The sequence below is a fragment of the Synechococcus sp. Nb3U1 genome, from assembly GCF_021533835.1.
In the GTDB taxonomy this organism is placed as follows: domain Bacteria; phylum Cyanobacteriota; class Cyanobacteriia; order Thermostichales; family Thermostichaceae; genus Thermostichus.
This window is the reverse complement of the sequence record NZ_JAKFYQ010000001.1, coordinates 728,975-755,032: the sequence shown is the minus strand read 5'-3', so window position 1 is coordinate 755,032 and position 26,058 is coordinate 728,975. Positions and strand designations below refer to the sequence as shown.

At 55.4% G+C, this 26,058-nt stretch carries 28 protein-coding genes; 14 read left to right on the top strand and 14 right to left on the bottom strand.

The window, feature by feature from the left end:
- The first annotated feature begins 151 nt into the window (after window positions 1-151).
- Complete coding sequence (gene pheS, locus L1047_RS03465) at window positions 152-1,132, top strand: phenylalanine--tRNA ligase subunit alpha (protein ID WP_235277380.1); 981 nt, start codon at window positions 152-154, stop codon at window positions 1,130-1,132.
- Window positions 1,133-1,190: 58 nt separating this feature from the next.
- Here pheS and L1047_RS03460 read toward each other — a convergent pair whose 3' ends face one another.
- A complete protein-coding gene (locus tag L1047_RS03460) occupies window positions 1,191-1,493 on the bottom strand; it encodes a PipX family protein (RefSeq protein ID WP_235277379.1) in 303 nt (100 codons plus the stop codon).
- Window positions 1,494-1,708: 215 nt separating this feature from the next.
- On the opposite strand from L1047_RS03460, the gene L1047_RS03455 reads away from it, so the two are divergent.
- Both L1047_RS03455 and L1047_RS03450 read left to right on the top strand, forming a co-directional pair.
- Window positions 1,709-2,638, top strand: a complete 930-nt coding sequence (locus tag L1047_RS03455; protein WP_235277378.1) for a 6-carboxytetrahydropterin synthase — start codon at window positions 1,709-1,711, stop codon at window positions 2,636-2,638.
- On the top strand, window positions 2,622-3,809 hold the full coding sequence (locus tag L1047_RS03450) for a DNA double-strand break repair nuclease NurA (RefSeq protein ID WP_235277377.1): 1,188 nt from the start codon (window positions 2,622-2,624) through the stop codon (window positions 3,807-3,809). Before L1047_RS03455 ends, L1047_RS03450 begins: the two co-directional genes overlap by 17 nt.
- On the opposite strand, the gene L1047_RS03445 is transcribed toward L1047_RS03450, so the two are convergent.
- Complete coding sequence (locus L1047_RS03445; RefSeq protein WP_235277376.1) at window positions 3,806-5,056, bottom strand: choice-of-anchor Q domain-containing protein; 1,251 nt, start codon at window positions 5,054-5,056, stop codon at window positions 3,806-3,808. The two genes, L1047_RS03450 and L1047_RS03445, sit on opposite strands and share 4 nt — an antisense overlap.
- Window positions 4,992-5,738, bottom strand: coding sequence for a hypothetical protein (locus tag L1047_RS03440; RefSeq protein WP_235277375.1), 747 nt, complete (start codon window positions 5,736-5,738; stop codon window positions 4,992-4,994). The genes L1047_RS03445 and L1047_RS03440 overlap by 65 nt, the downstream gene beginning before the upstream one ends.
- 524 nt (window positions 5,739-6,262) lie before the next feature.
- On the opposite strand from L1047_RS03440, the gene treS reads away from it, so the two are divergent.
- A complete protein-coding gene (gene treS, locus L1047_RS03435; protein ID WP_235277374.1) occupies window positions 6,263-9,688 on the top strand; it encodes a maltose alpha-D-glucosyltransferase in 3,426 nt (1,141 codons plus the stop codon).
- 161 nt (window positions 9,689-9,849) lie between these two features.
- Here treS and ychF read toward each other — a convergent pair whose 3' ends face one another.
- Together ychF and L1047_RS03425 are read right to left on the bottom strand one after the other, a co-directional pair.
- Window positions 9,850-10,941 carry a redox-regulated ATPase YchF gene (gene ychF / locus L1047_RS03430; protein WP_235277371.1) on the bottom strand — a complete coding sequence of 364 codons (1,092 nt, stop codon included), beginning with the start codon at window positions 10,939-10,941 and terminating at the stop codon, window positions 9,850-9,852.
- Window positions 10,942-11,070: 129 nt separating this feature from the next.
- Window positions 11,071-11,724, bottom strand: coding sequence for a DUF3386 domain-containing protein (locus tag L1047_RS03425; RefSeq protein WP_235277370.1), 654 nt, complete (start codon window positions 11,722-11,724; stop codon window positions 11,071-11,073).
- A gap of 244 nt (window positions 11,725-11,968) precedes the next feature.
- Between L1047_RS03425 and L1047_RS03420 the strand changes: the two genes are divergently transcribed.
- Together L1047_RS03420 and L1047_RS03415 are read left to right on the top strand one after the other, a co-directional pair.
- Window positions 11,969-13,411 carry a gamma-aminobutyraldehyde dehydrogenase gene (locus L1047_RS03420; protein WP_235277369.1) on the top strand — a complete coding sequence of 481 codons (1,443 nt, stop codon included), beginning with the start codon at window positions 11,969-11,971 and terminating at the stop codon, window positions 13,409-13,411.
- Window positions 13,412-13,460: 49 nt separating this feature from the next.
- On the top strand, window positions 13,461-13,970 hold the full coding sequence (locus L1047_RS03415) for a GNAT family N-acetyltransferase (protein ID WP_235277368.1): 510 nt from the start codon (window positions 13,461-13,463) through the stop codon (window positions 13,968-13,970).
- A gap of 31 nt (window positions 13,971-14,001) precedes the next feature.
- On the opposite strand, the gene L1047_RS03410 is transcribed toward L1047_RS03415, so the two are convergent.
- On the bottom strand, window positions 14,002-14,442 hold the full coding sequence (locus L1047_RS03410) for a secondary thiamine-phosphate synthase enzyme YjbQ (protein ID WP_443081701.1): 441 nt from the start codon (window positions 14,440-14,442) through the stop codon (window positions 14,002-14,004).
- A 3-nt stretch (window positions 14,443-14,445) separates the two neighbouring features.
- Window positions 14,446-14,796: a phenylpyruvate tautomerase MIF-related protein gene (locus tag L1047_RS03405; protein WP_235277366.1), complete on the bottom strand. Its 351-nt coding sequence runs from the start codon at window positions 14,794-14,796 to the stop codon at window positions 14,446-14,448.
- 149 nt (window positions 14,797-14,945) lie between these two features.
- Between L1047_RS03405 and L1047_RS03400 the strand changes: the two genes are divergently transcribed.
- Window positions 14,946-15,389: a RidA family protein gene (locus L1047_RS03400; RefSeq protein WP_443081700.1), complete on the top strand. Its 444-nt coding sequence runs from the start codon at window positions 14,946-14,948 to the stop codon at window positions 15,387-15,389.
- A gap of 25 nt (window positions 15,390-15,414) precedes the next feature.
- Here the strand turns inward: L1047_RS03400 and L1047_RS03395 are convergent, their stop codons facing one another.
- The 6 genes from L1047_RS03395 to yidC all read right to left on the bottom strand — a co-directional run bounded on the left by L1047_RS03395 (window position 15,415) and on the right by yidC (window position 20,640).
- Window positions 15,415-16,296 (bottom strand): metal ABC transporter permease, encoded by an 882-nt coding sequence (locus L1047_RS03395; protein WP_235277364.1) that lies wholly within the window; start codon window positions 16,294-16,296, stop codon window positions 15,415-15,417.
- Between the two features lies 1 nt (window position 16,297).
- Window positions 16,298-17,170 carry an MBL fold metallo-hydrolase gene (locus L1047_RS03390; RefSeq protein WP_235277363.1) on the bottom strand — a complete coding sequence of 291 codons (873 nt, stop codon included), beginning with the start codon at window positions 17,168-17,170 and terminating at the stop codon, window positions 16,298-16,300.
- A 116-nt stretch (window positions 17,171-17,286) separates the two neighbouring features.
- Window positions 17,287-18,189, bottom strand: a complete 903-nt coding sequence (locus L1047_RS03385) for a homogentisate phytyltransferase (protein WP_235277362.1) — start codon at window positions 18,187-18,189, stop codon at window positions 17,287-17,289.
- A gap of 25 nt (window positions 18,190-18,214) precedes the next feature.
- A complete protein-coding gene (locus L1047_RS03380; protein ID WP_235277361.1) occupies window positions 18,215-18,730 on the bottom strand; it encodes a YceD family protein in 516 nt (171 codons plus the stop codon).
- Between the two features lie 57 nt (window positions 18,731-18,787).
- Window positions 18,788-19,378 (bottom strand): Jag family protein, encoded by a 591-nt coding sequence (locus L1047_RS03375; RefSeq protein WP_235277360.1) that lies wholly within the window; start codon window positions 19,376-19,378, stop codon window positions 18,788-18,790.
- A 71-nt stretch (window positions 19,379-19,449) separates the two neighbouring features.
- Window positions 19,450-20,640 carry a membrane protein insertase YidC gene (yidC, locus tag L1047_RS03370; RefSeq protein WP_235277358.1) on the bottom strand — a complete coding sequence of 397 codons (1,191 nt, stop codon included), beginning with the start codon at window positions 20,638-20,640 and terminating at the stop codon, window positions 19,450-19,452.
- A gap of 70 nt (window positions 20,641-20,710) precedes the next feature.
- Between yidC and L1047_RS03365 the strand changes: the two genes are divergently transcribed.
- The 7 genes from L1047_RS03365 (at window position 20,711) to L1047_RS03335 (ending at window position 24,611) form a co-directional block, all read left to right on the top strand.
- Window positions 20,711-21,907, top strand: a complete 1,197-nt coding sequence (locus L1047_RS03365; RefSeq protein ID WP_235277356.1) for an NAD(P)/FAD-dependent oxidoreductase — start codon at window positions 20,711-20,713, stop codon at window positions 21,905-21,907.
- A gap of 107 nt (window positions 21,908-22,014) precedes the next feature.
- A complete protein-coding gene (gene sufU / locus L1047_RS03360; RefSeq protein WP_235277354.1) occupies window positions 22,015-22,491 on the top strand; it encodes a Fe-S cluster assembly sulfur transfer protein SufU in 477 nt (158 codons plus the stop codon).
- A gap of 101 nt (window positions 22,492-22,592) precedes the next feature.
- On the top strand, window positions 22,593-22,970 hold the full coding sequence (locus tag L1047_RS03355; protein WP_235277352.1) for a response regulator: 378 nt from the start codon (window positions 22,593-22,595) through the stop codon (window positions 22,968-22,970).
- The gene (locus tag L1047_RS03350) at window positions 22,967-23,347 is read left to right on the top strand and encodes a response regulator (protein ID WP_235277351.1); all 381 of its coding nucleotides are present in this window, start codon (window positions 22,967-22,969) and stop codon (window positions 23,345-23,347) included. Before L1047_RS03355 ends, L1047_RS03350 begins: the two co-directional genes overlap by 4 nt.
- 221 nt (window positions 23,348-23,568) lie before the next feature.
- Window positions 23,569-23,772, top strand: a complete 204-nt coding sequence (locus L1047_RS03345; protein WP_235277350.1) for a hypothetical protein — start codon at window positions 23,569-23,571, stop codon at window positions 23,770-23,772.
- A gap of 2 nt (window positions 23,773-23,774) precedes the next feature.
- The gene (locus L1047_RS03340; RefSeq protein WP_235277349.1) at window positions 23,775-24,050 is read left to right on the top strand and encodes a hypothetical protein; all 276 of its coding nucleotides are present in this window, start codon (window positions 23,775-23,777) and stop codon (window positions 24,048-24,050) included.
- 138 nt (window positions 24,051-24,188) lie between these two features.
- Entirely contained in the window at window positions 24,189-24,611 is a 423-nt protein-coding gene (locus L1047_RS03335; protein WP_235277348.1) for a hypothetical protein, read from the top strand.
- Between the two features lie 114 nt (window positions 24,612-24,725).
- Here the strand turns inward: L1047_RS03335 and fba are convergent, their stop codons facing one another.
- The gene (gene fba / locus L1047_RS03330) at window positions 24,726-25,805 is read right to left on the bottom strand and encodes a class II fructose-bisphosphate aldolase (protein ID WP_235277347.1); all 1,080 of its coding nucleotides are present in this window, start codon (window positions 25,803-25,805) and stop codon (window positions 24,726-24,728) included.
- Window positions 25,806-26,058 lie beyond the last annotated feature (253 nt).

Below are 26,058 nucleotides of genomic sequence, written 5' to 3'. Positions count from 1 at the left end.
CACTCAGGCCCATCTGAAAAGGGAAGAGTCCCAAATCCGGTCAGGGCCTGTGATACTTTTGTAGAAGTCGCTTCCAGCTTGGCTGGAGACTGAGAATTCTGTCCTGCGCTCTCGCGTTGCGAGGTGCGTAGCACTATCGGGATTGGACTGTATGCAAGATCAGCTTCTCGCCCTACAAAGCGAAGCGCTCGCCCAAGTGGAGCAAGCCACTGACCTCGAGGCCCTGGAACAGTTGCGCATTGATTACCTGGGCAAGAAAGGCAAGCTCTCCAAAATTTTGGGGGGAATGGGGAAGTTGCCCCCCGAAGAGCGACCCGTGATCGGTGCATTGGCCAACACCTTCAAAGAGGCTTTGCAAGCCAGTCTGGATCAGCGCAAACAAGCCCTCAGCGAAGCCCAACTGCTAGAGCGCTTAGAGGCGGAGCGGCTGGATGTCACCATGCCGGGATCCCGTCGTCCCTTGGGGCGGATCCACCCTTTACAGGCCACCATCGACCGCATGCTGGATATCTTTGTGGGCATGGGCTATACGGTGGTGCATGGCCCCGAGATCGAGACGGAGTATTACAACTTCGAGGCCCTGAATACCCCTTCCGATCACCCAGCGCGGGACATGCAGGATACGCTTTACCTGGAAAACGGCTACCTAATGCGCACCCAGACTTCTTCAGTACAGGTGCGCTATATGGAGCGACACCAACCGCCACTGCGCATTGTCCATGCCGGACGAGTGATGCGCCGCGATACTGTCGATGCCACCCACTCCGCCGTGTTTCACCAGATGGAAATTTTGGCGGTGGGGGAAAACCTCACCTTCTCTGACCTCAAAGGCACCCTGAACGAGTTCATCACCCGTCTGTTGGGTAAACGGGAAACCCGCTTTCGCCCCAGCTATTTTCCGTTTACGGAGCCTTCGGCAGAGATGGACGTGCGCTTTGGCTCGAAGTGGCTGGAAATTTTTGGCTGTGGCATGGTGGATCCGAACGTGTTTCAGGCGGTGGGCTACGACCCAGAGCGCTACACCGGGTTTGCCGCTGGGATCGGTATCGAACGCATGGCCATGCTTCTACACGGCATTCAGGATATCCGCCTGTTCTACACCAGTGATCTGCGCTTTCTTTCCCAGTTTTAGCTTTAGCCTGTTGCCTAAGGGGGGAAAGTCTTGAGCCGGAACACGAGAAAACCTCTGTTCAGGAAAAGGTTTGCTTGTAGATGAGCTGTAGCTGCTCTAGCTCATCTTTGCGGGCGGCCCGGCGCATCAGGCGCATCTGTTCTTCAATTAACTGGCGGGCCTCGTTGCGGCTAATTGGATCGAAGACCAGCTCTTCTGCACCCACATTCTGTGAGTCTGTGGCGTTCTCAAGGGATCCAAAATAAACCCGAAAAAACAGCCTTTGGGCGTAAAGGGTCGTGAAAAGAGCCTGGCTTTCATTGACCTGACACAGGCTGTAGAGCAGACCAAAAGTGGGGTGATTCAGGTAAGACTCACTCATGCTCAATAGCGTATCACCCTTGAGGGAGAAGAGAGGCTTTCTGCTGACATTAGAGGGGCGGAGTCCCTGGAATGGCATTGCTGTCGCTCTTTAGACTGAGGGATCAGATCATAAGTTCCATCCAACCCGATTTTTGTTCCCTCGACCGGATTTAACAAAGATTTTAGTCTGAGGTTTATGCTAAAAGAGCGGATCCCTTTGATCATGATCAACTCATGCCTAGAACCTGTACGATCTATCGCCGTGCGCAATTTGCCGCTAGCCATCGTTACTGGCTGCCTGAGCTCTCAGAGGCTGAAAATTTTGCCCGATTTGGCCCAAATGCCCGTTTTCCTGGTCACGGGCACAATTATGTGTTGCAGGTGGGCCTGCAGGGGGAAGTCGATGCGTATGGCATGGTCTTGAACCTATCGGATGTGAAACAGGTTTTGCGACAACGGGTGCTGCAAGATCTCAACTTTGCCTATCTGAACCAGGCGTGGCCAGAGTTTGCTCAAACCCTGCCGACCACTGAGTTTATCGCCTATGCGATTTGGCAGCGTTTGGCCGATGCGTTGCCCCTGACGAGCATTCGTTTGTATGAAGATCCTGAGCTTTGGGCCGACTATCAAGGAGAAGAGATGCAAGCCTATTTAACTGTGGCCACCCATTTCAGCGCCGCCCATCGATTGGCGTTGGATCACCTCAGCCTAGAGGAGAACAGCGAGATTTACGGGCTGTGTGCGCGTCCCCACGGCCATGGCCACAATTACGGCCTAGAGATTACCGTCAAGGGATCCATCGACCCACGCACGGGCATGGTCGTGGATCTGGTGGCCTTGCAGCAGGTGATTGACCACTGGGTGGTGAAGCCCTTCGACCACACCTTTTTGAACAAAGACATCGAATACTTTGCCCGGGTGGTGCCCACTGCTGAGAATATCGCCCTGCGCATCCAGCAGTTGCTCACTTTGCCGGTGCGGGAGCTGGGGGTACGGTTGCATCGGGTGCATTTGCAAGAGAGCCCCAACAACAGCAGCGAGGTATACGGGGAGTTTCCGCTCGAAGAGCTCCTCGCTGCTTCTGAAGGGATCCCCGAGGGAGAACCTGTAGCCCTGCCAGCCTCTCGCGACAGCGGGGTGGAGGCATATGTTGGATCTCGTTAAACTGAGTGGCCAAATCCCCGGCCTCACCCAGCATCTGCATCAGGAATCCAAAGCCAGCCAGGAGCGTCTGCGTCGGGCTTTGCAGGTGTTTGGACGCTTACAGCAGGAGCCGCAGGTTTGGCAATCTCGTCATGTCGATTGGGGATCCCATCTATCTTTTACCTGTGCCAGCCCGGCTGAGCCGCTGGAGAACTCCCGACCCAAAATCGAGCCTCTGAAAGGACGACACACGGTGGTGGCCACGGATGGATCCCAGATTGTGCCCAACCATCACGAGATCGCCTATTGCTCCTTGATCAATGTCGGACGGGTGGTGTTGCACTACGGCACCCAGCAATGGCCGCTGTTGGATAGCCTGCCGGTGTTGCTCTACCCCTCGGTGGAACTGCAACAAAACTCCGGTTTGGACGCAGAAGAGGTTTTGGCTTTGCGGCGGGCTCAGGCGGAAGTGGAGGAGCTGGCCCAGTTGGCTCTATCTGTTCCCCGTCGCCGTACCACCTTGGCACTGGTAGATGGATCGTTGATCCCCTGGGGATTAGAGCCGTTGTCTGGGCAGGAGCAACGCCTGTGGTTGAATCCCCTGTTGGCAGCTCTGGAACGGTTACGAGCAGCACGAATCCCATTGGTGGGGTACATCAGTGTCTCCCGCAGCAGCGAGACGGTAAATTATCTGCGCCTGGGGTTGTGCCCGTTCTTGAGTTGTGAATGTTACCGCTACTGCAACTCAGATCAGGCTCCGCCTTGCCAGACGTTTGCGCCGTTGCCGGATCGGGTCTTTTGGGGATCCCTGCTACAACCGGGAGAGCGCAGCCCGATTTGGCGCAGTGGGGCAAAGGTGTTGAATCCCTTCGGGGAGCACCATATCCACTGTTGTTATCTGAATGTCAGTGAGGGATCCGTGGGTGAAGCGGAGATTGCCCGACTGGAGTTTCCCGCCTGGGTTGCTGCGGATGAGGAGTTGCTAAAGCGGGCCTTGGCAGGAGTCTTGAGCCAGGTGCAAAAGGGCTTTGGCTACCCGGTTGCGTTGGCAGAAGCCCATCACCTGGCGGTGGTGAGGGGCGGGGATCGGCAGCGGTTCTTTGCCCTGATCGAGCAGGAGTTGATCCGTGCCGGCCTGCGCAATGTAGCGGTGTCACCTAAAGAAGCCCAGAAGCGGGGTGGGATTGCTTAACGACTTGAAAACACGACTTGAAAACCGATTGACCCACTCACCCCCGCCGGGATCCCATCGGGCAGAGTCACCACCACCGCTCCGTTGCGATTGGTTCCCTGACAAGCGGCAGGAACGGGTTGCCCAGCCGGGATGAACTGTGTTGTGAAATCTCGGCTGGCCACCCCAGCGATTATCACTTGGGTACTCGCCTGCAGCGGCAGTTGCGGTGAGCTGAAGGCCAGTCCCTCCGGCACCAGCACACACACTTGCACCGGAACCCGAATTGGCCCACCCAAGTTGCGAAAATCAAAGACTACCCCCCGCAACTGGTTGGCCTGCACCTCCAAAGTCGGGATCCCCTCTTGCCGGGTTTCTTGCACAATCAACCGGGCAGGATCCCAAACCAAACGACCCGCCGGGGGACGGTTGGGGGATTCTGGGGTCGGGGTGGGAGTTGGTTCAGGGGTCGGGGTAGCTGTGGGTGTCGGGGTGGGAGTTGGTTCAGGGGTCGGGGTAGCTGTGGGCGTCGGTGTCGGGATTGGCGTGGGTGTGGGCTCGGGTGTCGGGGTGGGAGTTGGTTCAGGGGTCGGGGTAGCTGTGGGCGTCGGTGTCGGCTCGGGTTCTGTCAGAGCACTTTCAAAGGCCCCGATATCGCAGGTGGTGCTAGCCGGCTGGGGACGAGTCACCCCTCTTTGGTCGAGGTTATTGATAGGGGCTGCTGCACAGATACCAGGGTCTGCGGCCTCTAGGGCGGGGCTATTGGCTACCAAGGCCAGGGTCAGAACCGGTGTTCCCGGCAGAACCCCAGCAAAGATCGTGGTGCCATTGGCAGCTAGGGTGGTCTGCAGAACCGTGGAAATAGCCCCAGTTGGCACAATGTTCCCTGCCACGGGGCAACCACCAGCATTGCCACTGACGCCAAAGACATTCTTGCTGCCGCTGATGCTGCCGGAACATTCTTCATTGCCGGCAGAACCCGTGTTGCCAGCGATAATACTGTTGTTCACCGTTGCTGCGGTAACGGCACGGATCCCGCCGCCATCGTTTCCTGCGCTATTGCCACTCAGGGTGCTGTTGCTCACCGTCGCGGTATTGGCACGGATCCCGCCGCCATCGAAGTTTGCGCTATTGCCACTCAGGGTGCTGTTGCTCACCGTCGCGGTGGTATCGGCAAAGATCCCGCCGCCCTCATCGTTTACGCTATTGCCACTCAGGGTGCTGTTGCTCACCGTTGCGGTGATACTGGCTAAAGATCCCGCCGCCATCCTCGTTTGCGCTATTGCCACTCAGGGTGCTGTTGCTCACCGTTGCGGTGTTAACGGCATAGATCCCGCCGCCATCACTGCCTGCGCTATTGCCACTCAGGGTGCTGTTGCTCACCGTTGCGGTGGTAACGGCACGGATCCCGCCGCCCACGCCTCCTGCGCTATTGCCACTCAGGGTGCTGTTGCTCACCGTCAGGGTGGTGCCGCTACCTGCCCGGATGCCACCACCGTCGCCAGCAGTGTTTCCATTGCTGATGGTCAGTCCCTCAATCTCTACACTGAGGTTATTCCCAATATCAAACACCCGAACTAAATTATTCCCACTTACCTCTAGGTCGGTTGCTCCTGGCCCGTCAATCACCACATCTTCAGTAATCGTCGGTAAGGCAGTGACCAGGGTAATGATTCCTGTGACGCTGAAATCGATGGTGTCAACAGTAGGAAGAGAATCCCCTGCTGTGCAGCCTTGCACTGCGGCATTGGTATTGGCCGCTTCGATGGCATCCCGCAGCGTACACTGCCCGGCTACAGAGCCTTGATCCAGGCTGTTCACCGTAATCGTTGCCGCCTCTGCTGCTCCTGCCCACAGTGCCAGTGTCGCCAGCGGGGATCCAAGCAGGAGCAACATTTTCCACCACCTATGTCCGTGGGTCAGCGCCAGTTGGTTTGCAGTTGGATTCATCTGAGGCAACTCCTAAGAGCCGAGTCTTGTCGTGAATCTTTTTGAGTGACAACCTCTAGTCATCGAAGCAAAGCAAACTCTGCCAATCAGTTACCCCATGGGCCTGCGCAGAGCAGGAACTCATCGCTAGGTTGAAGCCTCAGGAAGCATTGCCTCGAAAGAACCGTGAGAGAGCTTTCTGTGTTCGCCAGGATAGTATCCCATTGTTGTTCTAAAGGCAATCCGTAGATACAGAAGAGAACGGTTTGGGTGTATGCCTACCGATGCTCTTCCGGGATCAATTCCTTGAATCCGTCAGGGATCCAAAATCGAGCGGGGCTTCCCCCAGAGTCTTGAGTGGTTAAAACGATAGGCAAATCTTAAGTTTTAAAGTTAAAGATCGCAACTTGTTGACTCTTGTTGATTCTTAATGGTGTGAACATGGTGTGAACCTGAAACGGTTTCTACCTGGCTATGCCTTGAGGGGATCCTTGCTCAGCAGCTATGGTTGCGAAGTTGCCCACTGCTGTTTTTGTCTTGGAATGATGACTCGAACCTCTCTGCGCTCCACCTCCACCACCCTGATTCAAAACCCCCTTTGGTATAAAGACGCAGTGATCTACGAGGTGCCGGTGCGAGCCTTTGCCGATAGCGATGGTGATGGGGTAGGAGATTTTCAGGGCCTGACGGAAAAACTCGATTACCTGCAAGATCTCGGAGTCACGGCCATTTGGTTGCTGCCCTTTTTCCCCTCACCGCTGCGGGATGATGGCTACGACGTAGCAGATTTCACCAGTGTTAACCCCACCTTCGGTACCCTAGAAGACTTCAAAGCCCTGCTCGAGGCGGCCCACCAACGGGGGATCCGCGTCATTATCGAGCTGATCCTCAACCACACCTCTGACCAGCACCCCTGGTTTCAACGGGCCAGACGCGCCGCCCCCGGTACCCCAGAGCGAGATTTTTATGTTTGGAGTGATACCCCTGAGAAATACAAAGAAGCGCGCATCATTTTCCAAGATTTTGAAACCTCCAACTGGAGCTGGGATCCAGTGGCCAAAGCCTACTACTGGCACCGTTTTTATTCCCACCAACCGGATTTGAACTACGACAACCCCGCCGTACAAAAAGCGGTCTTTGAGGTAGTGGATTTTTGGCTGGATATGGGGGTAGATGGCCTGCGCCTGGATGCAGTGCCCTATCTGTACGAGCGGGAGGGCACCAACTGCGAGAACCTGCCCGAAACCCACGCCCTACTCAAGGCCCTGCGCAAACACATCGACCGCAAATATCAAGATCGGATGTTGCTGGCGGAGGCCAACCAGTGGCCGGAGGATGCTGTGGCCTACTTTGGCGACGGGGATGAATGCCACATGGATTTTCACTTCCCGCTAATGCCGCGCCTATTCATGGCCATTCAGATGGAAGACCGCTTTCCGATTATCGATATTTTGCAACAAACCCCTCCCATCCCCGACAACTGCCAGTGGGCCATCTTCTTGCGCAACCACGACGAACTCACCTTGGAAATGGTTACCGATGAAGAGCGGGACTACATGTACCAGGTTTACGCCAAAGATCCGAGCGCACGGGTGAACCTGGGCATTCGCCGCCGATTATCGCCACTGTTGGGTAATAGCCGTCGGCGCATCGAATTGATGAACAGCCTACTGTTTTCGTTGCCGGGTACCCCCGTGCTCTACTACGGTGACGAGATCGGCATGGGGGACAACATCTACCTCGGGGATCGCAACGGGGTACGCACCCCGATGCAGTGGAGTGCTGATCGCAATGCTGGCTTCTCGCGGGCCAATCCCCAGAAGCTCTACCTGCCGATTGTCATCGATGCCGAGTACCACTACGAAACCGTCAACGTTGAGGCCCAGCGGAACAATCCCTATTCCCTCTGGTGGGCGATGAAACGGCTGATCGCGGTGCGCAAGCGCTTTCAAGCTTTTGGCCAGGGATCCTTCGAGCTGTTGCATCCAGAAAATCGCAAGGTGCTCTGCTTTATGCGGGTGTTTGAAGAGGAGCGCATCCTGGTGATGGCCAACCTCTCCCGCTATGTGCAGTGTGTGGAGCTGGAGTTGGCGGAATGGGAAGGGCTCATTCCGGTGGAGATCTTCGGGCGCACTGAGTTTCCCCCGATTGGGCAGTTGCCCTATTTCCTGACGTTGGGCCCCCATTCGTTTTATTGGTTTTCCCTCGAACCGCAACGGCAACCGGAACGGCTTCACCTCAGCCATAGCAAGCCGGAAGATTTGGAGCGCATCCCCACCCTGACCACCAAAAATGGCTCTTGGGAAAGCCTCTTTCAGGGGGAAGCCCAGAAGCTGGTGGAGGCCGTGTTGGCGGACTACCTCTACCGCTGCCGTTGGTTTGGATCCAAGGCACGACAAATCCAATCTGCCCAAATTGTGGATGCTATTCCCTGCAACCGGGAGGCGGATCCCTCCTTTCGCGGCCAGATTTTGATCTTGCAAACAGAGTTCACCGAAGGGGATGCAGAAACCTATCTGCTGCCGGTGGGCTATGCCACCCAAGAAGCCGCTCTGCAAATGCGCCTGGAAATGCCCCAAGCTGTGATTGCGCCGGTGCAGGTTCAGGGTGATCCGCCAGGGATCCTCTTCGACGCTCTAGCCGACAAGAACTTCCTGCACATTCCGCTGCAGATCATCGCTCAGCAGGGCCGTCTGCGGCAAAACTCAGGGGAACTGTTGGCCGCTACCCTTTCTCCGTTTGAGTATGACCCCAGTCAGGAACCGCGCATTCTTAAAGCGGAGCAAAGCAATACCTCGGTGGTTTACGGCAACCAGTACATCCTCAAGTTCTACCGCAAGATTGCAGAAGGGGTGAACCCGGAACTGGAGATTGGCCGCTACCTAGTCCAACATCACGCCCAGGTGCAGGTGCCGAAAGTGCTCGGATCCCTGGAGTATCGCCGCCGCCAGGGATCCCGCGGTCTTGAGCCTGCCCACAAGTCAATTACATTGGCAATTTTGCAGGAGTACATCCCCAACGAGGGCGATGCCTGGCACTACACCCTCGATAGCCTAGGGCAATACTTCGAGACGGTGCTGATCCACCACCAAGAGGTTGACCCCGTGCCGGTGCCTCAGGGATCCCTACTGCAGCTGTCCCAATCTGCTTTACCAGAACTGGCCTATGCCACCATTGGCAGCTACCTAGAATCGGTGCGGATCTTGGCTAAGCGCACTGCCGAGCTGCACATTGCCCTGGCGGCGGATATCGAAGACAAAGATTTTGCCCCCGAACCTTTTTCCAGCCTTTATCAGCGCTCGGTGTATCAATCGATGCGCAATTTGGCCGGGCAGGTGTTTCCCTTGCTCACCAAACAAATACGCAAACTTCCGGAAACCGAAGCCAAGTTAGCCCGTGTGGTCAAGGAGCAAGAAGATGAGATTATGAGCCGTTTTCGCTTGGTGCTCGAGCAAAAAATTACAGCTCTGCGCACCCGCTGCCATGGGGATTACCACCTCGGCCAAGTGCTGTTTACTGGCAAGGATTTTGTCATTATCGATTTTGAAGGGGAACCGTCCCGCTCCTTAGGAGAACGGCGGCTGAAACGCTTCCCTTTGCGAGATGTGGCAGGCATGTTGCGCTCCTTTCACTATGCGGTGAGTATGGCCCTACGCCAACAATTGGAGAGCGGTCTGATCAATGAAGACAACCGTGCTGCCATGATGCGATGGGCCCAGTTCTGGCACCGCTGGGTATGTGCGGGCTTTTTGGCAGAATATTTGCAGGTGGCCTCCCAAAAGGACTCCGTCCCGCCAGTGCGATCGGCCTTTTTGCCCCGCAATTTGCGGGAGCTAGAAGTATTGCTGGATGCCTACTTGCTGGAAAAAGCGATTTACGAATTGGGGTATGAGTTGAACAACCGCCCCGATTGGGTAGAGATTCCGCTACGAGGGATCCTGCAATTGCTGGGCATTTCCACCAAGGTGTGATCTAGGTCGGAGACCTCCGACAGACCAACTTGGCAGGCTGTTTCCGTTCGCCAGCGTCCGTGGCTTCAGCGTGGCTAAGGTATACCACGAGCTATGGCCACTGGCAAATGCTTGTCTCATGGGGGAATCGACAAGCGCGGGGAGCCCATGTATCCTGACGCTCAGACATTGAAGCGGAAGTGCATTACATCCCCTTCCTGCACCACATACTCCTTGCCCTCGCTGCGCAGTAGGCCCTTTTCTTTGGCGGCATTCAGGGATCCCGCCGCCACCAGATCTCGATAGGCCACCGTTTCCGCCCGGATGAAGCCGCGCTCAAAATCGGAGTGAATCACCCCGGCTGCCTGAGGCGCTGTAGCCCCAACTGGAATTGTCCAAGCACGGGTTTCTTTGGGGCCGGAGGTAAAGTAGGTGCGCAAGCCCAATAGCTCGTAGGTGGCGCGGATCAGAGACTTTAAGCCACCTTCTTTCACCCCCAGTGAGTCTAGATAGTTCTGCCGTTCTTCTGCGGGCAGATCCAGTAATTCCGACTCCACCTGGGCCGAAACCACCACCACACCTGCACCTTCAGCCTTGGCAAACTGCCGTACCTGCTCCACCCAGGCATTGCCATGGGCTAAGTCTGTTTCCGCCACATTGGCAGCGTAGATCACTTTTTTCCGGGTCAGCAACCCCAACCCTTTCACCAGCAGCTCTTCCTCTTCGCTGAGGGACACAAGCCGGGCTGGCTTACCTTCATCCAAAGCAGCTTGTAGTTGTTCTAGGGCCTTTAGCTCCACCTGCGCCGTTTTATCCGACTTCGCCTGTTTGCGTACCCGCTCCACACGCCGCTCGATTTGGGTCAGATCCGCCAGGGCCAGCTCCAGGTTAATCACCCCGATATCCCGCAAGGGATCCACTGAACCCGCCACATGCACGATATTTTCGTCTTCAAAGCAGCGCACCACATGCACCACCGCATCCACCTGGCGAATATGCGAGAGGAACTGGTTGCCCAACCCCTCCCCTTTGCTCGCCCCTTCCACCAGACCGGCAATATCCACGAACTCGATTTGGCTGGGGATAATCTCGACGGAACTGCTAATCTTCCCCAGCACCTGCAGGCGCTCGTCCGGCACCGCCACCCGACCTACATTCGGCTCGATGGTACAGAAAGGGAAATTGGCCGCTTCTGCCTTGGCATTTTCACAGAGAGCGTTGAACAGAGTCGATTTGCCCACATTGGGCAGGCCAACAATACCAGCTTTTAACATTTAGATCTTGGGGAGGTCTTGGGGAGAGCGCCGCAAACAAGAGTCACAGCAGACGGGATCCATTGCAAAACGTTAAGATCCCTGTTCTGACGTTAGCATTTGTTGACCCTTGTCCCAAAACACCTAGGATCAGACCCCAGAATTGAGCAAAGTCAGGTTGGAAAAGGTGAACTTCTTCTCGACGGATCCCGTTTCCGTCTCCGTTTGAATGCGCCGCTCTGACAGGATAAAGTAATTGCCAACCTTTTCGTAGAGATCCTCGAACTGGCTGCACCCGCCCTTTCGCTCGCCAGTTTTGGGATCGTGATAGACGGAGTCGTAACGGTGGGAAAGGTAGCCTGCGCCGGTATCGTGACTGCTAAAGGTGTGGATGGTTACCACCACGCCATGAATATGCCGGTGCACCATCGTCACTTGGTTGTTGCGCACGTGGTAGCGATCTCCCTCGGCTTTCCCCCCCATCACAATTTCCACAGCGCCATCAGGCAGGGTTTCGCCATAGCGGAAGGTGTTCTGGCCGTGGGTATCGGCAAAGCTGCGGCGTACCCGGTGAATGGCAATTTCCCAAATTTGGTTGTGGATGGCTTTCTGGGCTGCCTCATCTTCTACACCTGTAACGGTGGCCTTCAGATCGGCCCCCACCCGTACCTGCCCCGTGAAAGTGCGCTCCCCATCCCAGTAAGTCACTTCTGCGCTGTAGCCCGGAAAGTCGGGATCCCAGGTGTAGCGGTTTTCGTAAGCGGCCCGGAAGAGATCTTGGGCAGAGACTTGGGTAGCGACCATCGGTGCTCTCCTTTCCTATTGCAAGTGGTTCTCATTGGCATCATACCGTTCCTTGTCGCTGGGCTGAACCCCATCGGCTGTATCGGGATCCCACCTCTACTGAAGATAGCCTTGTGAACCGTTGGCCTTTGATGAATCTTACAATTCAGTCCGTTCGCGTAAGCGGGACGAAGTCCATTTGGGAAAAGATTCGGCACAATAGGGAGAACCATTTCACCTCTACCGAGCTGCTGAGGATGTCGTTATGACCTACAAACTCTGGATCGACGGCAAATGGGCCGACAGCCAAGGGGGAGGCATCATGGCCATCGAGAACCCAGCTACAGGGGAAAAACTGGCGGAAGTAGTGGATGCTAGCCCCGCAGATGTGGAGCGAGCTGTTCAGGCTGCCCATACTGCCTTTTACGATGGCCGCTGGTCGAAACTGACCCCCAGCGAACGTTCCCTCGCCCTTTGGAAACTGGCGGATCTGCTCGAGGCTCGCTCGGAAGAACTGGCCCGGCTGGAATCGGAAAATACCGGCAAGCCCTACGAGTTTGTCAGTTTGGGGGGAGATCTACCGTTTGCGGTGGATAACCTGCGTTTCTTTGCTGCTGCCGCCCGCGATACCCATGGCTCTAGCGCTGGGGAATATGCCAAGGGTTACACCTCGATCTTCCGCAAAGAGCCGGTTGGGGTCTGCGCCCAAATTGCCCCCTGGAATTACCCGCTGATGATGGCGGTTTGGAAGATCGGCCCTGCCTTGGCTGCAGGTTGCACTGTGATTCTCAAGCCGGCTCCCTCGACACCCCTGACCACCCTGATGTTGGGGGAACTCATTGCTGAAGCTGGGATCCCGGCAGGTGTGGTGAATATCATTTCTGGGGGCAATGAAACAGGCCAAGCTCTGGTAGAACACCCGGATGTGCGCATGGTTAGCCTAACGGGATCCACTGCAACGGGTAAAAAGGTGATGCGTACAGCGGCAGATACCCTCAAGCGGGTTCATTTGGAGCTGGGTGGCAAAGCCCCTTTCATCGTGTTTGAGGATGCAGATGTAGAGACCATTGCCACCAAAGCCACCTTCGCAGCCACTGTCAACACGGGACAAGACTGTACAGCCGCCACCCGTGTCTACGTGCAAGAGAGCCGACTGACTCAAGCCCAAGAAGCCATTGTCGAGGCAATGCGTAAAGTGACCGTGGGATCCCCTTTTCAATCTGGGGTGGAAATGGGGCCCTTTGTTTCGGCAGCCCAACGGGAGCGGGTCATGGGTTTTGTGGAGCGGGCCAAGGCGGCTGGGGCAAAGGTGTTAACAGGAGGTCGGATCCCACCTGATTTTTCTCAGGGGTACTACTATGAACCAACGGTGATTACCAATGTCGATCAACAAGCAGAAATCATTCAAAGCGAGGTCTTTGGGCCTGTTCTCACCCTCAGTTCGTTCCGCGAAGAAGCGGAAGCGCTACGCCTGGGCAATGATGTCCTATACGGCTTGGCGGCTTCTGTGTGGACTCAAGACATCGGGCGGGCGATGAAGTTTGCCGCAGATTTGGAGTTCGGCACCGTTTGGATTAATGACCACATTCCCCTCGCCTCAGAGACACCCCACGGCGGCTTTAAGCAATCGGGATTCGGTAAAGATCTCTCGGCAGAAGCAGTACAAGATTATCAGATCACCAAGCATGTGATGATCGCTCTCAGTTGATCAAGTTTATCGGGCTCGTGTTGGGTGGATTGCAAGATGAAACTACCCAATGCTAGGCTGCACCTTTTGCTCTCAAACAGCACACCCATTATGCAAATCAAGTATGCAAATCAATGTCGATGATCTCACAGGGAAAGAAATCGCCGACTTTCTCGATCAACACATCCAAGAGATGCGATCTGTCTCGCCCCCAGAAAGCAAACATGCCCTCGACATTCACGGGCTGAGAAAACCGGAAATCACCTTCTGGACGATTTGGGATGAACAAATATTGTCCGGATGTGGAGCGCTCAAAGAATGGGATCCCCTTCATGGCGAGATCAAGTCTATGCGCGTGGCTCCTCAATACCGTAGAAAAAGGGTTGCCTCAAGGTTGCTCCAACATATTCTGGAAGAAGCAAAAGCTCGGAATTATGACCGCCTCAGCTTGGAAACAGGATCCATGCCTTTCTTCGAGCCGGCCAGGCAGTTGTATCAAAAGTTTGGGTTTCACTATTGCCCACCCTTTGGCCATTACAAAGAGGATCCCAATAGCGTTTTCATGGGTTTGTGGCTCTAGATCTGGCTGTCCCCAGTCGCAAACGGGATCCCTAACATCCGGTCAGATGCGCCACCACCTGCCGCAGTTGCCCCCGTTGTCGATGTTCCCACAGGTAAATGCCCTGCCAAGTTCCCAGAGCCAGTTGACCGGAACGGATCGGGATGGTTTCGGAGGTATGGGTAAGCGCAGAACGAATGTGAGCAGGCATGTCATCGGCACCTTCGGCGATGTGCTGGTACCGGCTCAACTCTTCTGGCACTAACTCTGAGAAAAATTTCTCCAGATCCCGCAATACATCCGGGTCGGCATTTTCTTGAATCAACAAACTAGCAGAAGTATGGCAGACAAATAGGTGACACAGCCCCACTTGAATACCCGAGGCGCGCACCAACTGTTGAACTTCCCCCGTAAAGCAATGCAAAGATTTGCCGGTTGTCCGGATGGAAAGGGTGTGTTGTTGATGTTGAACCGTTACCTGCATGGTTGGGATCCCTTATCCAAAAGTAGTGCCATTCCAGCCCCAGAGATAGCCTTTGGCCTCGGCGAACTCAATGTAAATCCTCTTTTTGGAGATCCCCAAATCAGCCTCGATTTTGCCACAAAAGAACTCGCTCATAGCTTGGGTTTGGTTAGCGGAAAACTGCCCAACGCTCTTGATCTCCACATAGCAACAGGGATCCGTACTGCCGGCGAAGGTCATCGGGATCCCAGCCTCAAAAGCCGTCATCACATAAGACTCTGGCTTGCCTAACTGTTGGGACAAAGCAGCAGAAAGCGTCTTGAGCAGTTCCTCCACTCGGGCTGGTTCTGGCTGGATGGAAGTTTGCAGCTGGATCAATGGCATCGTCTACAGTCAAACCCGACTTGCTCATCTTCGCATTCCCAGTTCTCTCTGGGCGGGATCCGCCTGTGGTAGCGTGACAGAAGAGTTAGAACATTGAAGATAAACAACTACCTGCTAACGCGAGGTGGGGGTTTCTCGGAGGTTTCATGATGAATGAAGTCAATCCGGCTGTTCAAGCCATTGGCCACCTCGGTCAGCCGGGGCCTGGTCGTTGTGCGGTTCAAACCGATGCTGCTCCGGCTCCAGTAGGCCCCTACAGCCAGGGTATTGCGGCTCTTGGCCCATTTATTTTTACCGCCGGACAGGTGGGCTTGGATCCCAAAACGGGAAAACTGGTGGGAGAAGATATCACCTCCCAAACTTATCAGGTCTTGCGGAACTTGCAGGCAGTGTTGGCTGCTGGGGGTACGAACCTGTCCAACGTGGTCAAAACAACAGTCTTTCTGGCCGACATGAACGACTTTGCCGCCATGAACAAGGTTTACCAGGAGTTTTTCTCGACGGATCCCGCCCCGGCTCGCTCATGTGTACAGGTGGCCCGCCTACCCCTCAATGCCTTGGTGGAGATCGAAGCGGTGGCTTGGTATCCGTAACATCCTCCCGACGCTGACCGAAGAGCTAAAACTTGCCCATCCCTTTTGCTCTGCGGCAGCTCCACACATAACCCCGGCCTGGAGCAAATAGAAATACCAACAAAAAGATTGAGGCCACCGTCAGAACCATTGCCGCCCCCGAGGCAATGTCGATGTAGTAACTCAGGTACAGCCCTAGCACATTTCCCCCGGCCCCGATCAAGGCCGCCAAAGCCATCATCGCCGGCAAGCGCCGTGTCAGCAGATAAGCCGTCGCCCCCGGTGTGACCAACATTGCTGTCACCAATCCCACCCCCACCACCTGCAACGACACCACCACCGTCACCGCCAACATTAGCAACAACAACTGCCGGAACAACTCTGCCCGAATGCCCTGAGTGGCCGCAAAAACCGGGTCGAAGCTGACCAGCAAAAACTGCCGGTACAACATCAGGATTAGCCCCAGTACCCCCACACTCAGCCCTGCCATCAAAAGCAAATCACTGTTGCTCACCCCCAGCACATTGCCAAACAAAATATGGGTCAAATCCTGAGCGTAAGTTTTGATAGAGCTAATCAGCGCTACCCCCAGCGCCAACGAAGCCGCAAACAAAATGCCAATCGCGGTATCTTCCCGAATCTGTCCCGAACGGGAGAGAAACCCAATTCCACCACTCACCAACCCCGCCGCGATTAGGGCTCCGAGGGTCAAATTGCCCCCCATCAAGTAGGCGATGGCCACTCCTGGCAAAATGGCATGGGCCAAGGCATCTCCCAGATAGGCCATACCCCGCAGTACCACATAGCATCCCAAAACGGCACAGAGCACCCCCACCAACAGAGCTGCTAACAATCCCCGCTGCATGAACCCGTAGGCCAAGGGATCCGAGAGCCAAGCCAAAGGATCCCAACCCGCTAGCATCCCCATTTCACTGCCCGCTCATCCACTCAAGGCACCGCTGCATTTGCTGTTGCATGGTTTCCCGATCCGCATGGTACCGGCGGCCATGGCCCGGCAGCACCCACGTGAAGGAATACTCCGCCAAGCGCCGCATCGACTTTAGCAATTCCGCCCAAGAATACCAGCAAGCATTGCGAAAAGCGACCAAATGCCCCCATTGCTCCGACCACGCCAAGTGATCGCCACTGAAGAGAAATTCCTCCTGGTAGATCAGAACTGTATGACCTTTGGTATGGCCCGGCACCGGCAAAATGCGCAGATCAGGAGCCAACTCAACCGGATCCCGTCCGCTCAGTTGGATTTCTACCGCCTCGGTGCTGCGGCTAATGTCGTCTACATGCAAAATCCGCTGGCAGCCGAAATGGGCCTGAAACTTCTCATGATCCGCCACATCATCCCGATGGGTGAGGTAGAGGTAGCGGATCCCGCCCAGGCTTTCCAAGCGCTTCACCAGTGGGGCGACAAAGCGGGGAGAATCGATCAACACATTCCCTTGGGGTCGCTGAATGAGGTAGCTAGCTGCCCCATAGGAGCGCTCGGAGTGGTAACCACAGTGATAGACATTGTCTATGACCGGGATCGGGAAGCTGGCTTGAATCGTTTTGATCTCCGGGGGTGGATTGAGGGTGCCAATCGAAGCCGTGGGACACGACAGTAGCGCCTGTAAGGCCCGTTCTCGTTCGCTGGCGGTGCTGGGCTGATGATAAACCGCCGATTGGTCGTCGATCTCCTTAAACACCTCCGGGGCCATCCACCGGCAGGTATAGCAATCGATACAGGTGCTATCGACGTAAAATTCACCGCTCACATTCTCGGAGCGCCGTTGTTTCAAGTGCGCCATAAACCACCGCCCCAAAGAGATAATCTAGTCTAAAATTTGTGCCAACGGATGCCCATCCATCGATACCCTTCTCTACAAACCAGCGTGTCTGCGTGAGATCTCTACACTCGGGAAAATCAGAAAAATGCCCAAGGATAGAGCAGATACTCCAGGTAAAACAGCTTCCAGATCAGTTGATAATAATTCACGATCGCTTCCCGTCGCGTTGTATCTAGACGGATCCCATAGCCCAAGAGGATCCCCAACCCCAGCACATGTCCTACCAACAGCCAAATACCGTTTTGCACCGGCAAAAGCCCACTCCCCAATCCAATCAACCCCAGATAGCAACAGGCCAAAATTCCAATACAAAAGGTTGAAATACGCTCTTGCCCAAACTGTAAAGAAAAGGTGGCGATGGCAAACTTACGATCCCCTTCCATGTCGGGAATATCTTTGTAAAGGGCGATCACCAAGCCAAAAATGGACATAAACCCCGTTAGCAACACAATCGGTGCTGATAGCTCCACCCTTGCCTGGAGTAGCTGCTGAAAATAGCTGTAAAGGCCCAAATTGACGATTAACCCCCGCACACAATAGATACAAGCCGAGGCCGCCAGCGGAAAGCGCTTCAACCGGAATGGGGGCAATGAATAGGCCGTACCAATCCCATTGCTCAGGAGCACCGTCAGTACCAAATAGGGGATCCCCATCGCCGCTAACAGCACAGATCCCACTCCGCACACCGAGACAATTCCCACCGCCTGTGCCCAGGTCAGGGATCCGGCAGCCAAGGGCAGATGGGGTTTGTTGATGCGGTCAATCTCAATATCTGTAAGCTGGTTGAGGCCGACAATGTAGACATTAGCCGCCAAACAAGCCCCCCAAGCCAGGAGCAACGAAGGCAGACTGGATAGCAGGGATCCCCAGGATCCCTCAGCCACAAACCCCGCCAACAGGTAAAGGCCCAGCACGCTTGCACTGGTGCCATAGAGGGTGTGAGGTCGGGCAAAACGCCAGAGTACCGGCAAGTTCAACATCAAATATTAAGAATATAAAACAAACCTAAGGGGAATCCTTGAGCGGGGACTGCTGAAGCCTAGCCGCTAAAGATGCCAGAGCGGCCCAGCGGGGATCCACCCGCTCCTGCGGATTTTTTACCACAATGCCCTCACAGTCGGGGCGGCAGGGCAACTGGCGAGGCATCTCCAAATGCAGATGTTGGTAAATCCAGTCCTCCACATCCAACTCACCACTAGGGGGCAAACTCTCCAGCAGTTCCTCATCTTGCAGTTCCAGCTCCAAGGGCAGAGGCTCGGGACTGGGATCCCGAATCAGGATAATCTCCTCAAACTCCACATTCAGCCGATGGTTAAACTGCTGTAGGCAACGGTGACAGGTGAGGGTGACGATTGTGTGCGCCTCGGCACTGACTTCGAGAAAATGGCCCCGATGGCTGGCCTGAAGGGATCCCTCCACGGGAGTCAGGCTTTCGAAGCCCTGGAAAAACTGCTTAAACTCCAACTCCTGCGTTTGTTGGGGAAGCTGTCGTAGATCGGATAGACGAATGGGCTTCAACATTCCTACTCTCTTTTGTCGCTAGCAGGGCTCTCGCCGACCCAGCCAAAGACACAATGCTCACTCCATGTTCAACTTAGCTCCTTTAGGCACCGGACGAATCACCAGGCGCCGTTCAGGCTCTTTACCTCGGCTAAAGGTTTCTAGATCCGCATAGGCGGGGTCGCTCAACAGGGTATGAATTTGCCGCCGCTCGGCAGCCGAAAGGGCTTGAAACTCATATTCCTGGCCGCTAGCTCGTACCTGTTCCACTGCCGAAGTTGCCATATCCTGCAGTTCTTGTAACCGGCGCTGGCGGTAGCCATCCAGCTCTAAGGTATAGGCTTGCTGCTGGTCTTCCGGTTGATTCAGGTTCAGAAGGGTATTGGCCAGATATTGCAGCGCATCCAGTACCACCGGAGAGCGATCCTCTTCATGGCCCAACTCCCTTGGCGATGCGGGAGCTTTGCTCAGCAGAAGTTGCTTTTGTGCCGCCGTGAGCGAAGCAGCCTCGATCTCCACCGCTTCTCCCACCACCCGTACCGAGGCCGGGATCCCCATGGCGGAGAGTACCTGTTGCAGCCACTGTTTGGCACGTTCTTGGTTTTCAGCCAAAGCTGATTCGTTCAGGGTGGATGCTGCGGTTCCCTTAGAAGACTCAGGGGGACTCATCCTGGGCAACTCCCAATCCAAAAGGGGCTGACGAGCTTATTTAAGGATTCAGCTTAGCAGCAGGGGATTCCTTAAGGCTCAAAAGGCAACGATTCCCGTCCTTCTCCACCCGCTTTGGGCTTAGCGGACTTTTCTACCACCTCCGCCTCCACAGTTACCACTTCAGCCGCCCGCCGCCGTTCTTCTTCCACCAACTGTTGCAGATTCTCCGGCAGAGGCTCGCGGGAGAGCAAAGCTGTTTGCACGGTTTGGAAGATGTTGGAAATCAGGATGTAGAGCAGTACACCGGCAGGTAAGGGGAAAAACAAAAACATTGCCGAAAACAACACAGGGGTGATGCGCGCCATAGAACTTTGGCTGGGATCCTCCTTACCTGTATCCTGTCCGGCGGTCGTTAAAGATTGGTTTAGGTAAATCGACACTCCAAAGATGACGATCATGGCGATGATGTCCCAGTGGATGGTGCCGTCTTCGTCAAAGGCTCCCACCCGACCCAGTTTGTCAATGAAGAGGAACCCTGTATCAGAAGCCAGGCCCGGAATCGACACCTGCACAGTTATATCCCCCGGCTCCAGAGCCAGCAGGGTGCCATCGGGCTTGATTTGGGCGCGATCTTCCCCTTTGGTTAGTTTCCAGATGGGCTGTAACCGGCTGGGATCCCCACCCGCTTCCGTTACCAGCTGCTCGAAGGCCTTGCCGCCCGCCCCCTGCAGCAGAAACTCCACCTCTTCCCCGACGCCGATCTTGGTGCCCTTCGGCTCCACCAGCACCACTGGCTTGTGCAGGGAATCGGTCACAAAAATATTTTTGCTAGGACTGACATAGGGAGCAGGCACCACCTCAGCCGCCACCTCTGCAGGCAAGATTTGCAGGTTCACATCGTAGGTGACCGCCGCAAATGGGGATCCCCGCAATGTAGCAAACAAAGCAAACAGCACCGGCATCTGCACCAACAGCGGCAAACAGCCCCCAAGAGGATTAGCTCCCAATTCGCTGTAGAGATTAGACTGGGCTTCCCGCAGCTTCTGGGGATCGTCGCGGTATTTCTCCTGAATTTCCCGCATCCGCCGCTGCATCACTGGGTTGATCACCTTCATGCGCCGCATGTTGCGGATGGAGCCCACGTTGAGGGGATAAAGGGCAAAGCGGATCACCAACGTCAGGAAGATGATGGCCAGTCCGTAGCTAGGCACGATCCCGTAGAAAAAATCTAGGATTGGCAACATGACGTTGTTGGAGAGAAATCCGACTCCGAAATCCATGAGGGGTACTGGCGAATGTCCGTAACCTATTGTAATGGCTTCCGTCCGGTTGACGAGGGCGTTTAGAACAATGACGGGATCCCTACCCACAGTGATCTTGGCCGGATGTGGCTATGGGGCCGTTGATGCCCTGCGGGCGCTTAGGGGTCAGGCACGGGTCATCGCCATCAATCCATACCCTCATATTGTCAATTCCGGGATGTCCACACGGCTTTTGAGTGGCCGCTTTTCGCTGGACTTGGTACAGATCCCGCTGTTGGAGCATATCCAGGTCAATGGGGCAGAGTATGTCCAGGGTCGAGTTACCCAAATTCAGCCACAGGCTCAAACCCTCACGGTTCAAACTGAAATGGGCCTGCAAAGGCTTGCCTACGACTATCTGCTGGTGAATGTGGGCCGCGAGCTGCGTAGCATCGAGGGGATCCAACACGCTTTTACCATTCGCCCCGCAGAACAACTGTTGGCCGCCCAAACCTGGATCCGACAGTGCTGGCAACGGGCCGCCCAAGGGGATCCGACACCGGGCCTACTGACTTTTGTGGTGGCAGGGGGAGGCTGTACGGGCACCGAGCTGATGGGAGAACTCTACGACCTCTGCCGAGAGATGAGCGCCGAAACCGGGATCCCTCTGACTCAAGCCCGATTGGTGCTGATCAACCGCAACCGATATCTGGCCGCGGGCGTTACTGTGGGAGAAGACAACCGCTTCAGCCGCTCCATCGAAGCTGGGATCCGTCGCTTGGGGGTGGAAATCTGGGCAGAACGTCAGGTAAAAGCCTTTGGGCCAGAACAAGTTTGGCTTACAGATGGCACCGAATGGGTGGCCCAGACTCGTTTGTGGGCAGGTGGGTTGCAGGTACCGAATTGGCTCTCTGAATGTGGATTGCCGGTGGGGCCGGCGGGATCCCTGCTCGTGGATGAATGCCTGCGAGTGAAAGGGGCAGAACGGATCTTGGCCATGGGGGACTGTGCCGATTTTGCCTGGGGAGACCCAACTCGACTATTGCCCAAGATTGGGGTGTACGCGGTGCGCCAGGGGCCGATTGCCGCCCAAAACCTGCTGCGGCTGATCCGTGAACAACCCTTGATCTCCTACCGACCACAAGCCACGGCTTTTGTCTGCGTGACGGTGGGCAACCGAGTTGCTGTGGCCAAAAAGGGGGGGTTGATCTGGCGGGGTTACTCGGCCACAGTCCTGAAAAACCTGTTCGATTGGCTTTACATGCGCAAACTCAAACCCGTGCGCTGGCGGGAGTTTTTCTACTAGCCCATGCCCTCCAAGAACGGGGTTAAGATCAAGTACAGACAAGTACAGATCCCTTTTCTTTCATCGACCAGCCGGGCTTTCTCCACGGCGATACACCAGGAGCAAGAATGCCTCTAGATAACCTGCGCGGACTCTATCAGCAAGTCATTCTGGAGCGATACAAAAAGCCCCGCAACCGTGGCAAAGTGGATCCCGTTCATCGTCACCAACGGGGGCATAATCCCTCCTGCGGCGATACCATCGATCTCACCCTGCAACTGGATCCTGACCAAGAGCGGATCGCAGATGTGAAATTTGAGGGAGAAGGTTGTGCGATCGCCCTGGCTTCCGCGGATTTGATGGCAGATGCCCTACGAGGGCTGACGGTGCCAGAGGCGCTGCAGTTGATCGAGCGATTTCAGGTCATGATGCGGGGAGGAGACGAATTTCCCCGGGAGCAGCGGGCTTTGAATGCCATGAAAGGGGTGGCCCAGTTTCCGGTGCGGATCAAATGTGCCAACTTGGCCTGGCATACCCTGAAGTATGCGCTGGAATCAACCGAACTGAATGCAGCGACCTTCGTGAGCAACGAAAGCACCGACTAACTTTTCCCCGATTTTGCCCCACTCGCTTGCTAAGCTGAGCTAGCTAGTAAAGACTCCCAAGATTTACGGTTCAAGATTTACAGTTCTGGCTGAGAGGGACGATGTCACAGCAAGTTTTACTCGTTGAAGATGATCCCAATCTCTGTTACATCCTGAGTCTGCTGTTGCAGCAGGAAAATACTGAGTTTGTGGCGGTGACTTCTGCCCGTAATGCAATTAGCCATTGCCAAATTTCTCGGCCCGATTTGATCATTCTAGACTTGGAGCTGGCAGGAGATGAGGGCTTTGCGCTCCTGGAGTGGTTGGATCAGCATCCCCCTGCCAAACCGATTCCAGTTCTGATCTATACCGCCTGCGATGTGGAGTATCAGGAGCGCCTCCGCCTAGAATCCCATTTCACCCAGGTTTTCACTAAGGGGCGCATTAGTCCGATGGAATTTCAAGAACGGGTACACCAACTGCTAGCCCAAGCCTCATGACCCATCGCCTGTTGATCATCGACGATGAGCCTGATATCTGGGAAATGACTCAGCTCATCCTAGAAAACTTAGCGGGGTGGGAGGTGTTGACAGCGGGATCCGGCCCAGAGGGGATCCAAAAGGCCGTCCAAGAGCAGCCAGAGGCGATCCTGCTGGATGTGATGATGCCAGGCATGGATGGCCCAACCACCTTAGCCCACTTGCGCGCCCTGCCAGAAACCCGAGGGATCCCTGTCCTTTTGCTCTCTGCCAAGGTGAAGAACAATCAGGATAGCGCCTTTGCTCACTTAGGGGTGGATGGGATCCTCAGCAAACCCTTTAATGCGGCCACCCTAGCTTCGGAAATCGCTGCCTTGGTGGGTTGGGATCCGAAATAACCCCTAACTCTCATCCTTAAGTCAATACAATCAGTACAACTTAGCATTCCCCCACAATCTGAGCAGAACCTGAAGAATTGTAGGGATCTCACCTGTTTTCCGCCAAATCGCGTAGAGAACACGTATAAACAGCTTACGTATATTTTCGGTGTTTCCCCGATTTTTCTCCAGTTGATGGCTAGGATGGGGGCATGAATCTTGGAAATAGCGAGGAAATACGGATGAAAACTGCCGTAGATCCAACTTTAGACTACCGTGCCTATCGTCTGGCCGCCCTGCTGAACGAACATCTGGAATTGGGGGAGCTCCGGGGAATTTCCCTGATGTGGCAAACCGCTACCTCTCCCGAACCCACTGGGGTTTCCTCACCCTGTCTTTCATTGCAGCAAATCGAACAGCGCTATCTTACCCTTCGTCAAAAGTAGCCATGAATACCTCCATTTATCCCTCCAACACAGTTTCGCTCTCCGTCTTGAATATTCAAGAGATTGTGGAACAGGTATTTCGCAGTGGATTCCTGAGCTTGAGCCAAGAGAGCTTGATCAGTGACTTACTCTTTCAACGCCGTTACTCGGAAGCTGATCTAGAGATGTTGGATCGCCTCAGCTTAGCTTTGCTCAACCATGACATTGTGACGGAAAAGGTCTCCATTGCCCCAGCCTGTTCCTGTTCGCCCCAGGTGGCCCACAGGGCAACGGCTTAATCTCCCCTCCCCAGAGTTGGCGGGATCCCTAGGAAGGGGGTGTTGAGGTGGGTGAGTTAGGGATCCCGTTGACCCACCTGTTCATCTCCCTCCTGCTCCATACTGGGATCCAGACCAACGCCAAAGCCAGAGGATCCCATGTCCCAATTGAAACGGCTGCTCATGATGGCCGAGGATGAGCTAACCGAATACAGCACACCGGCCCGCAAAATTGAGAAACTGCGCCGCAAAATAAGTCTTTCAGTTCCATCGGTTGAGCAACGAGAAATCCGCCAGGTCTTGGAAGCCGAGGCTGCCAGTGGTGGTTGGCTGGAGCGCCTGATCGAGGGCCAGAGACAGACGGTTGCTCTACCATTTTGGGGAGTTGCCGGGCTAGGGTTGTTGGAAGGCTTTTTGGGTCAGCCGCTGGGTTGGGGGGCGGCCGTTGTCGGGGGATGTGCTGCGATTGGGGTACAGCGCTGGGGCTGGAAATTGGAGGCCCGCCGTTTGCTGTTAGATACGTTTCAAGATATCGAAAGGCGTTTGGCTGAAGAGGAAACCCCGCCTCCGAAAGAGGATTAGGGATCGTAAAAAATTGGGCTGGGTGTTGGTCTCTTCTCAATTTCTAGCTAGACCAGCAAAAAAGAAGGGATCCCTGCGGATCCCTTAGCTAGCTATTGATCGAGTGGCTCCAACCTAAACCGACACGGTCTTTTTCACCTGAGCAGCCAAAGCACCCGAGGCATACTTGGCAGCCATTTCATCCAAAGTTACCACCGGAATCTTGGTGCCATGGCCGGCGCACCCGAAGGCGATATAGCGGTCGGCACACACCTTCTGCATTTCGGTGATGGAAGGCTTGAGGAAATGACGGGGATCGAAGTTGCTGGGATCCGCAGCCAGAGCCCGACGCACCGCAGCACTGATGGCCAACCGGTTATCGGTATCGATGTTCACTTTGCGCACCCCGTTTTTGATGCCCCGCTGGATCTCTTCCACAGGTACCCCGTAGGTTTCCGGGATTGAGCCCCCGAACTCGTTGATGATGTCGATCAATTCTTTGGGCACCGAAGAAGACCCGTGCATCACCAAGTGGGTGTTGGGCAGACGGCGGTGAATCTCGGCAATGCGCTCCATATCCAGGATGTCGCCAGTGGGTTTGCGGGAGAACTTGTAGGCCCCATGGCTGGTACCGATGGCCACCGCCAGAGCATCCACTTGGGTTTGCTCCACAAAATCCACCGCTTGGTCGGGGTCGGTGAGCAGTTGGTCGTGGCTGAGCACCCCTTCCGCGCCGTGGCCGTCTTCGGCTTCCCCTTGGCCGGTTTCCAAGGATCCTAAGCAGCCCAGTTCCCCTTCTACACTCACCCCAATCGAGTGGGCCACCTTCACCACTTCGGAGGTGACTTCCACGTTGTACTCGTAGCTGGCGGGGGTCTTGGCATCTGCCTTCAGGGATCCATCCATCATGACGCTGGTGAAACCGTTGCGGATGGCGGAATAGCAGGTGGCAGGGCTATTGCCATGGTCTTGGTGCATGGCGATGGGAATGTGCGGATAGGTTTCCACAGCCGCCAAGATCAGGTGCCGCAGGAAGTTCTCGCCGGCATATTTGCGTGCCCCCCGGGAGGCTTGCAGAATGACAGGGCTGTTGGTTTCATGGGCTGCTTGCATGATCGACTGGATCTGCTCCATGTTGTTGACATTGAAAGCAGGAATGCCGTAGCCGTGTTCAGCGGCATGATCCAGCAGCGTCCGCATTGCAACGAGAGCCATCGGTTACCTCCTGAGGTGCTGACTTAATGCATGTGAGATTTGCTTACCGTTGATCTTAAGATACTTTTCACGTTTTCGGGATAAGCTGCCTGGGGATCTGGGTGTCTTGCCAAGGGATCCCTGCTGTCCTTGCCGTAAGTGGCCGTAATGGTCGCGTTGAGGCGCAATCGGCACCCCGACCTGTCCAGATACAGTAGGGAAGGGAAAGGCGGCCTAGACCCTCAGTCAGCCATTGAGAAGCAGGGCCCGCTTT

Bases quoted from the DNA above. Each gene is read 5' to 3' on its own strand.
- pheS (WP_235277380.1), top strand. From the start codon at position 152: ATGCAAGATCAGCTTCTCGCCCTACAAAGCGAAGCGCTCGCCCAAGTG.
- L1047_RS03460 (WP_235277379.1), bottom strand. From the start codon at position 1,493: ATGAGTGAGTCTTACCTGAATCACCCCACTTTTGGTCTGCTCTACAGC.
- L1047_RS03455 (WP_235277378.1), top strand. From the start codon at position 1,709: ATGCCTAGAACCTGTACGATCTATCGCCGTGCGCAATTTGCCGCTAGC.
- L1047_RS03450 (WP_235277377.1), top strand. From the start codon at position 2,622: ATGTTGGATCTCGTTAAACTGAGTGGCCAAATCCCCGGCCTCACCCAG.
- L1047_RS03445 (WP_235277376.1), bottom strand. From the start codon at position 5,056: ATGGCGGCGGGATCTTTAGCCAGTATCACCGCAACGGTGAGCAACAGC.
- L1047_RS03440 (WP_235277375.1), bottom strand. From the start codon at position 5,738: ATGAATCCAACTGCAAACCAACTGGCGCTGACCCACGGACATAGGTGG.
- treS (WP_235277374.1), top strand. From the start codon at position 6,263: ATGACTCGAACCTCTCTGCGCTCCACCTCCACCACCCTGATTCAAAAC.
- ychF (WP_235277371.1), bottom strand. From the start codon at position 10,941: ATGTTAAAAGCTGGTATTGTTGGCCTGCCCAATGTGGGCAAATCGACT.
- L1047_RS03425 (WP_235277370.1), bottom strand. From the start codon at position 11,724: ATGGTCGCTACCCAAGTCTCTGCCCAAGATCTCTTCCGGGCCGCTTAC.
- L1047_RS03420 (WP_235277369.1), top strand. From the start codon at position 11,969: ATGACCTACAAACTCTGGATCGACGGCAAATGGGCCGACAGCCAAGGG.
- L1047_RS03415 (WP_235277368.1), top strand. From the start codon at position 13,461: ATGCTAGGCTGCACCTTTTGCTCTCAAACAGCACACCCATTATGCAAA.
- L1047_RS03405 (WP_235277366.1), bottom strand. From the start codon at position 14,796: ATGCCATTGATCCAGCTGCAAACTTCCATCCAGCCAGAACCAGCCCGA.
- L1047_RS03400 (WP_443081700.1), top strand. From the start codon at position 14,946: ATGAATGAAGTCAATCCGGCTGTTCAAGCCATTGGCCACCTCGGTCAG.
- L1047_RS03395 (WP_235277364.1), bottom strand. From the start codon at position 16,296: ATGGGGATGCTAGCGGGTTGGGATCCTTTGGCTTGGCTCTCGGATCCC.
- L1047_RS03390 (WP_235277363.1), bottom strand. From the start codon at position 17,170: ATGGCGCACTTGAAACAACGGCGCTCCGAGAATGTGAGCGGTGAATTT.
- L1047_RS03385 (WP_235277362.1), bottom strand. From the start codon at position 18,189: ATGTTGAACTTGCCGGTACTCTGGCGTTTTGCCCGACCTCACACCCTC.
- L1047_RS03380 (WP_235277361.1), bottom strand. From the start codon at position 18,730: ATGTTGAAGCCCATTCGTCTATCCGATCTACGACAGCTTCCCCAACAA.
- L1047_RS03375 (WP_235277360.1), bottom strand. From the start codon at position 19,378: ATGAGTCCCCCTGAGTCTTCTAAGGGAACCGCAGCATCCACCCTGAAC.
- yidC (WP_235277358.1), bottom strand. From the start codon at position 20,640: ATGGATTTCGGAGTCGGATTTCTCTCCAACAACGTCATGTTGCCAATC.
- L1047_RS03365 (WP_235277356.1), top strand. From the start codon at position 20,711: ATGACGGGATCCCTACCCACAGTGATCTTGGCCGGATGTGGCTATGGG.
- sufU (WP_235277354.1), top strand. From the start codon at position 22,015: ATGCCTCTAGATAACCTGCGCGGACTCTATCAGCAAGTCATTCTGGAG.
- L1047_RS03355 (WP_235277352.1), top strand. From the start codon at position 22,593: ATGTCACAGCAAGTTTTACTCGTTGAAGATGATCCCAATCTCTGTTAC.
- L1047_RS03350 (WP_235277351.1), top strand. From the start codon at position 22,967: ATGACCCATCGCCTGTTGATCATCGACGATGAGCCTGATATCTGGGAA.
- L1047_RS03345 (WP_235277350.1), top strand. From the start codon at position 23,569: ATGAAAACTGCCGTAGATCCAACTTTAGACTACCGTGCCTATCGTCTG.
- L1047_RS03340 (WP_235277349.1), top strand. From the start codon at position 23,775: ATGAATACCTCCATTTATCCCTCCAACACAGTTTCGCTCTCCGTCTTG.
- L1047_RS03335 (WP_235277348.1), top strand. From the start codon at position 24,189: ATGTCCCAATTGAAACGGCTGCTCATGATGGCCGAGGATGAGCTAACC.
- fba (WP_235277347.1), bottom strand. From the start codon at position 25,805: ATGGCTCTCGTTGCAATGCGGACGCTGCTGGATCATGCCGCTGAACAC.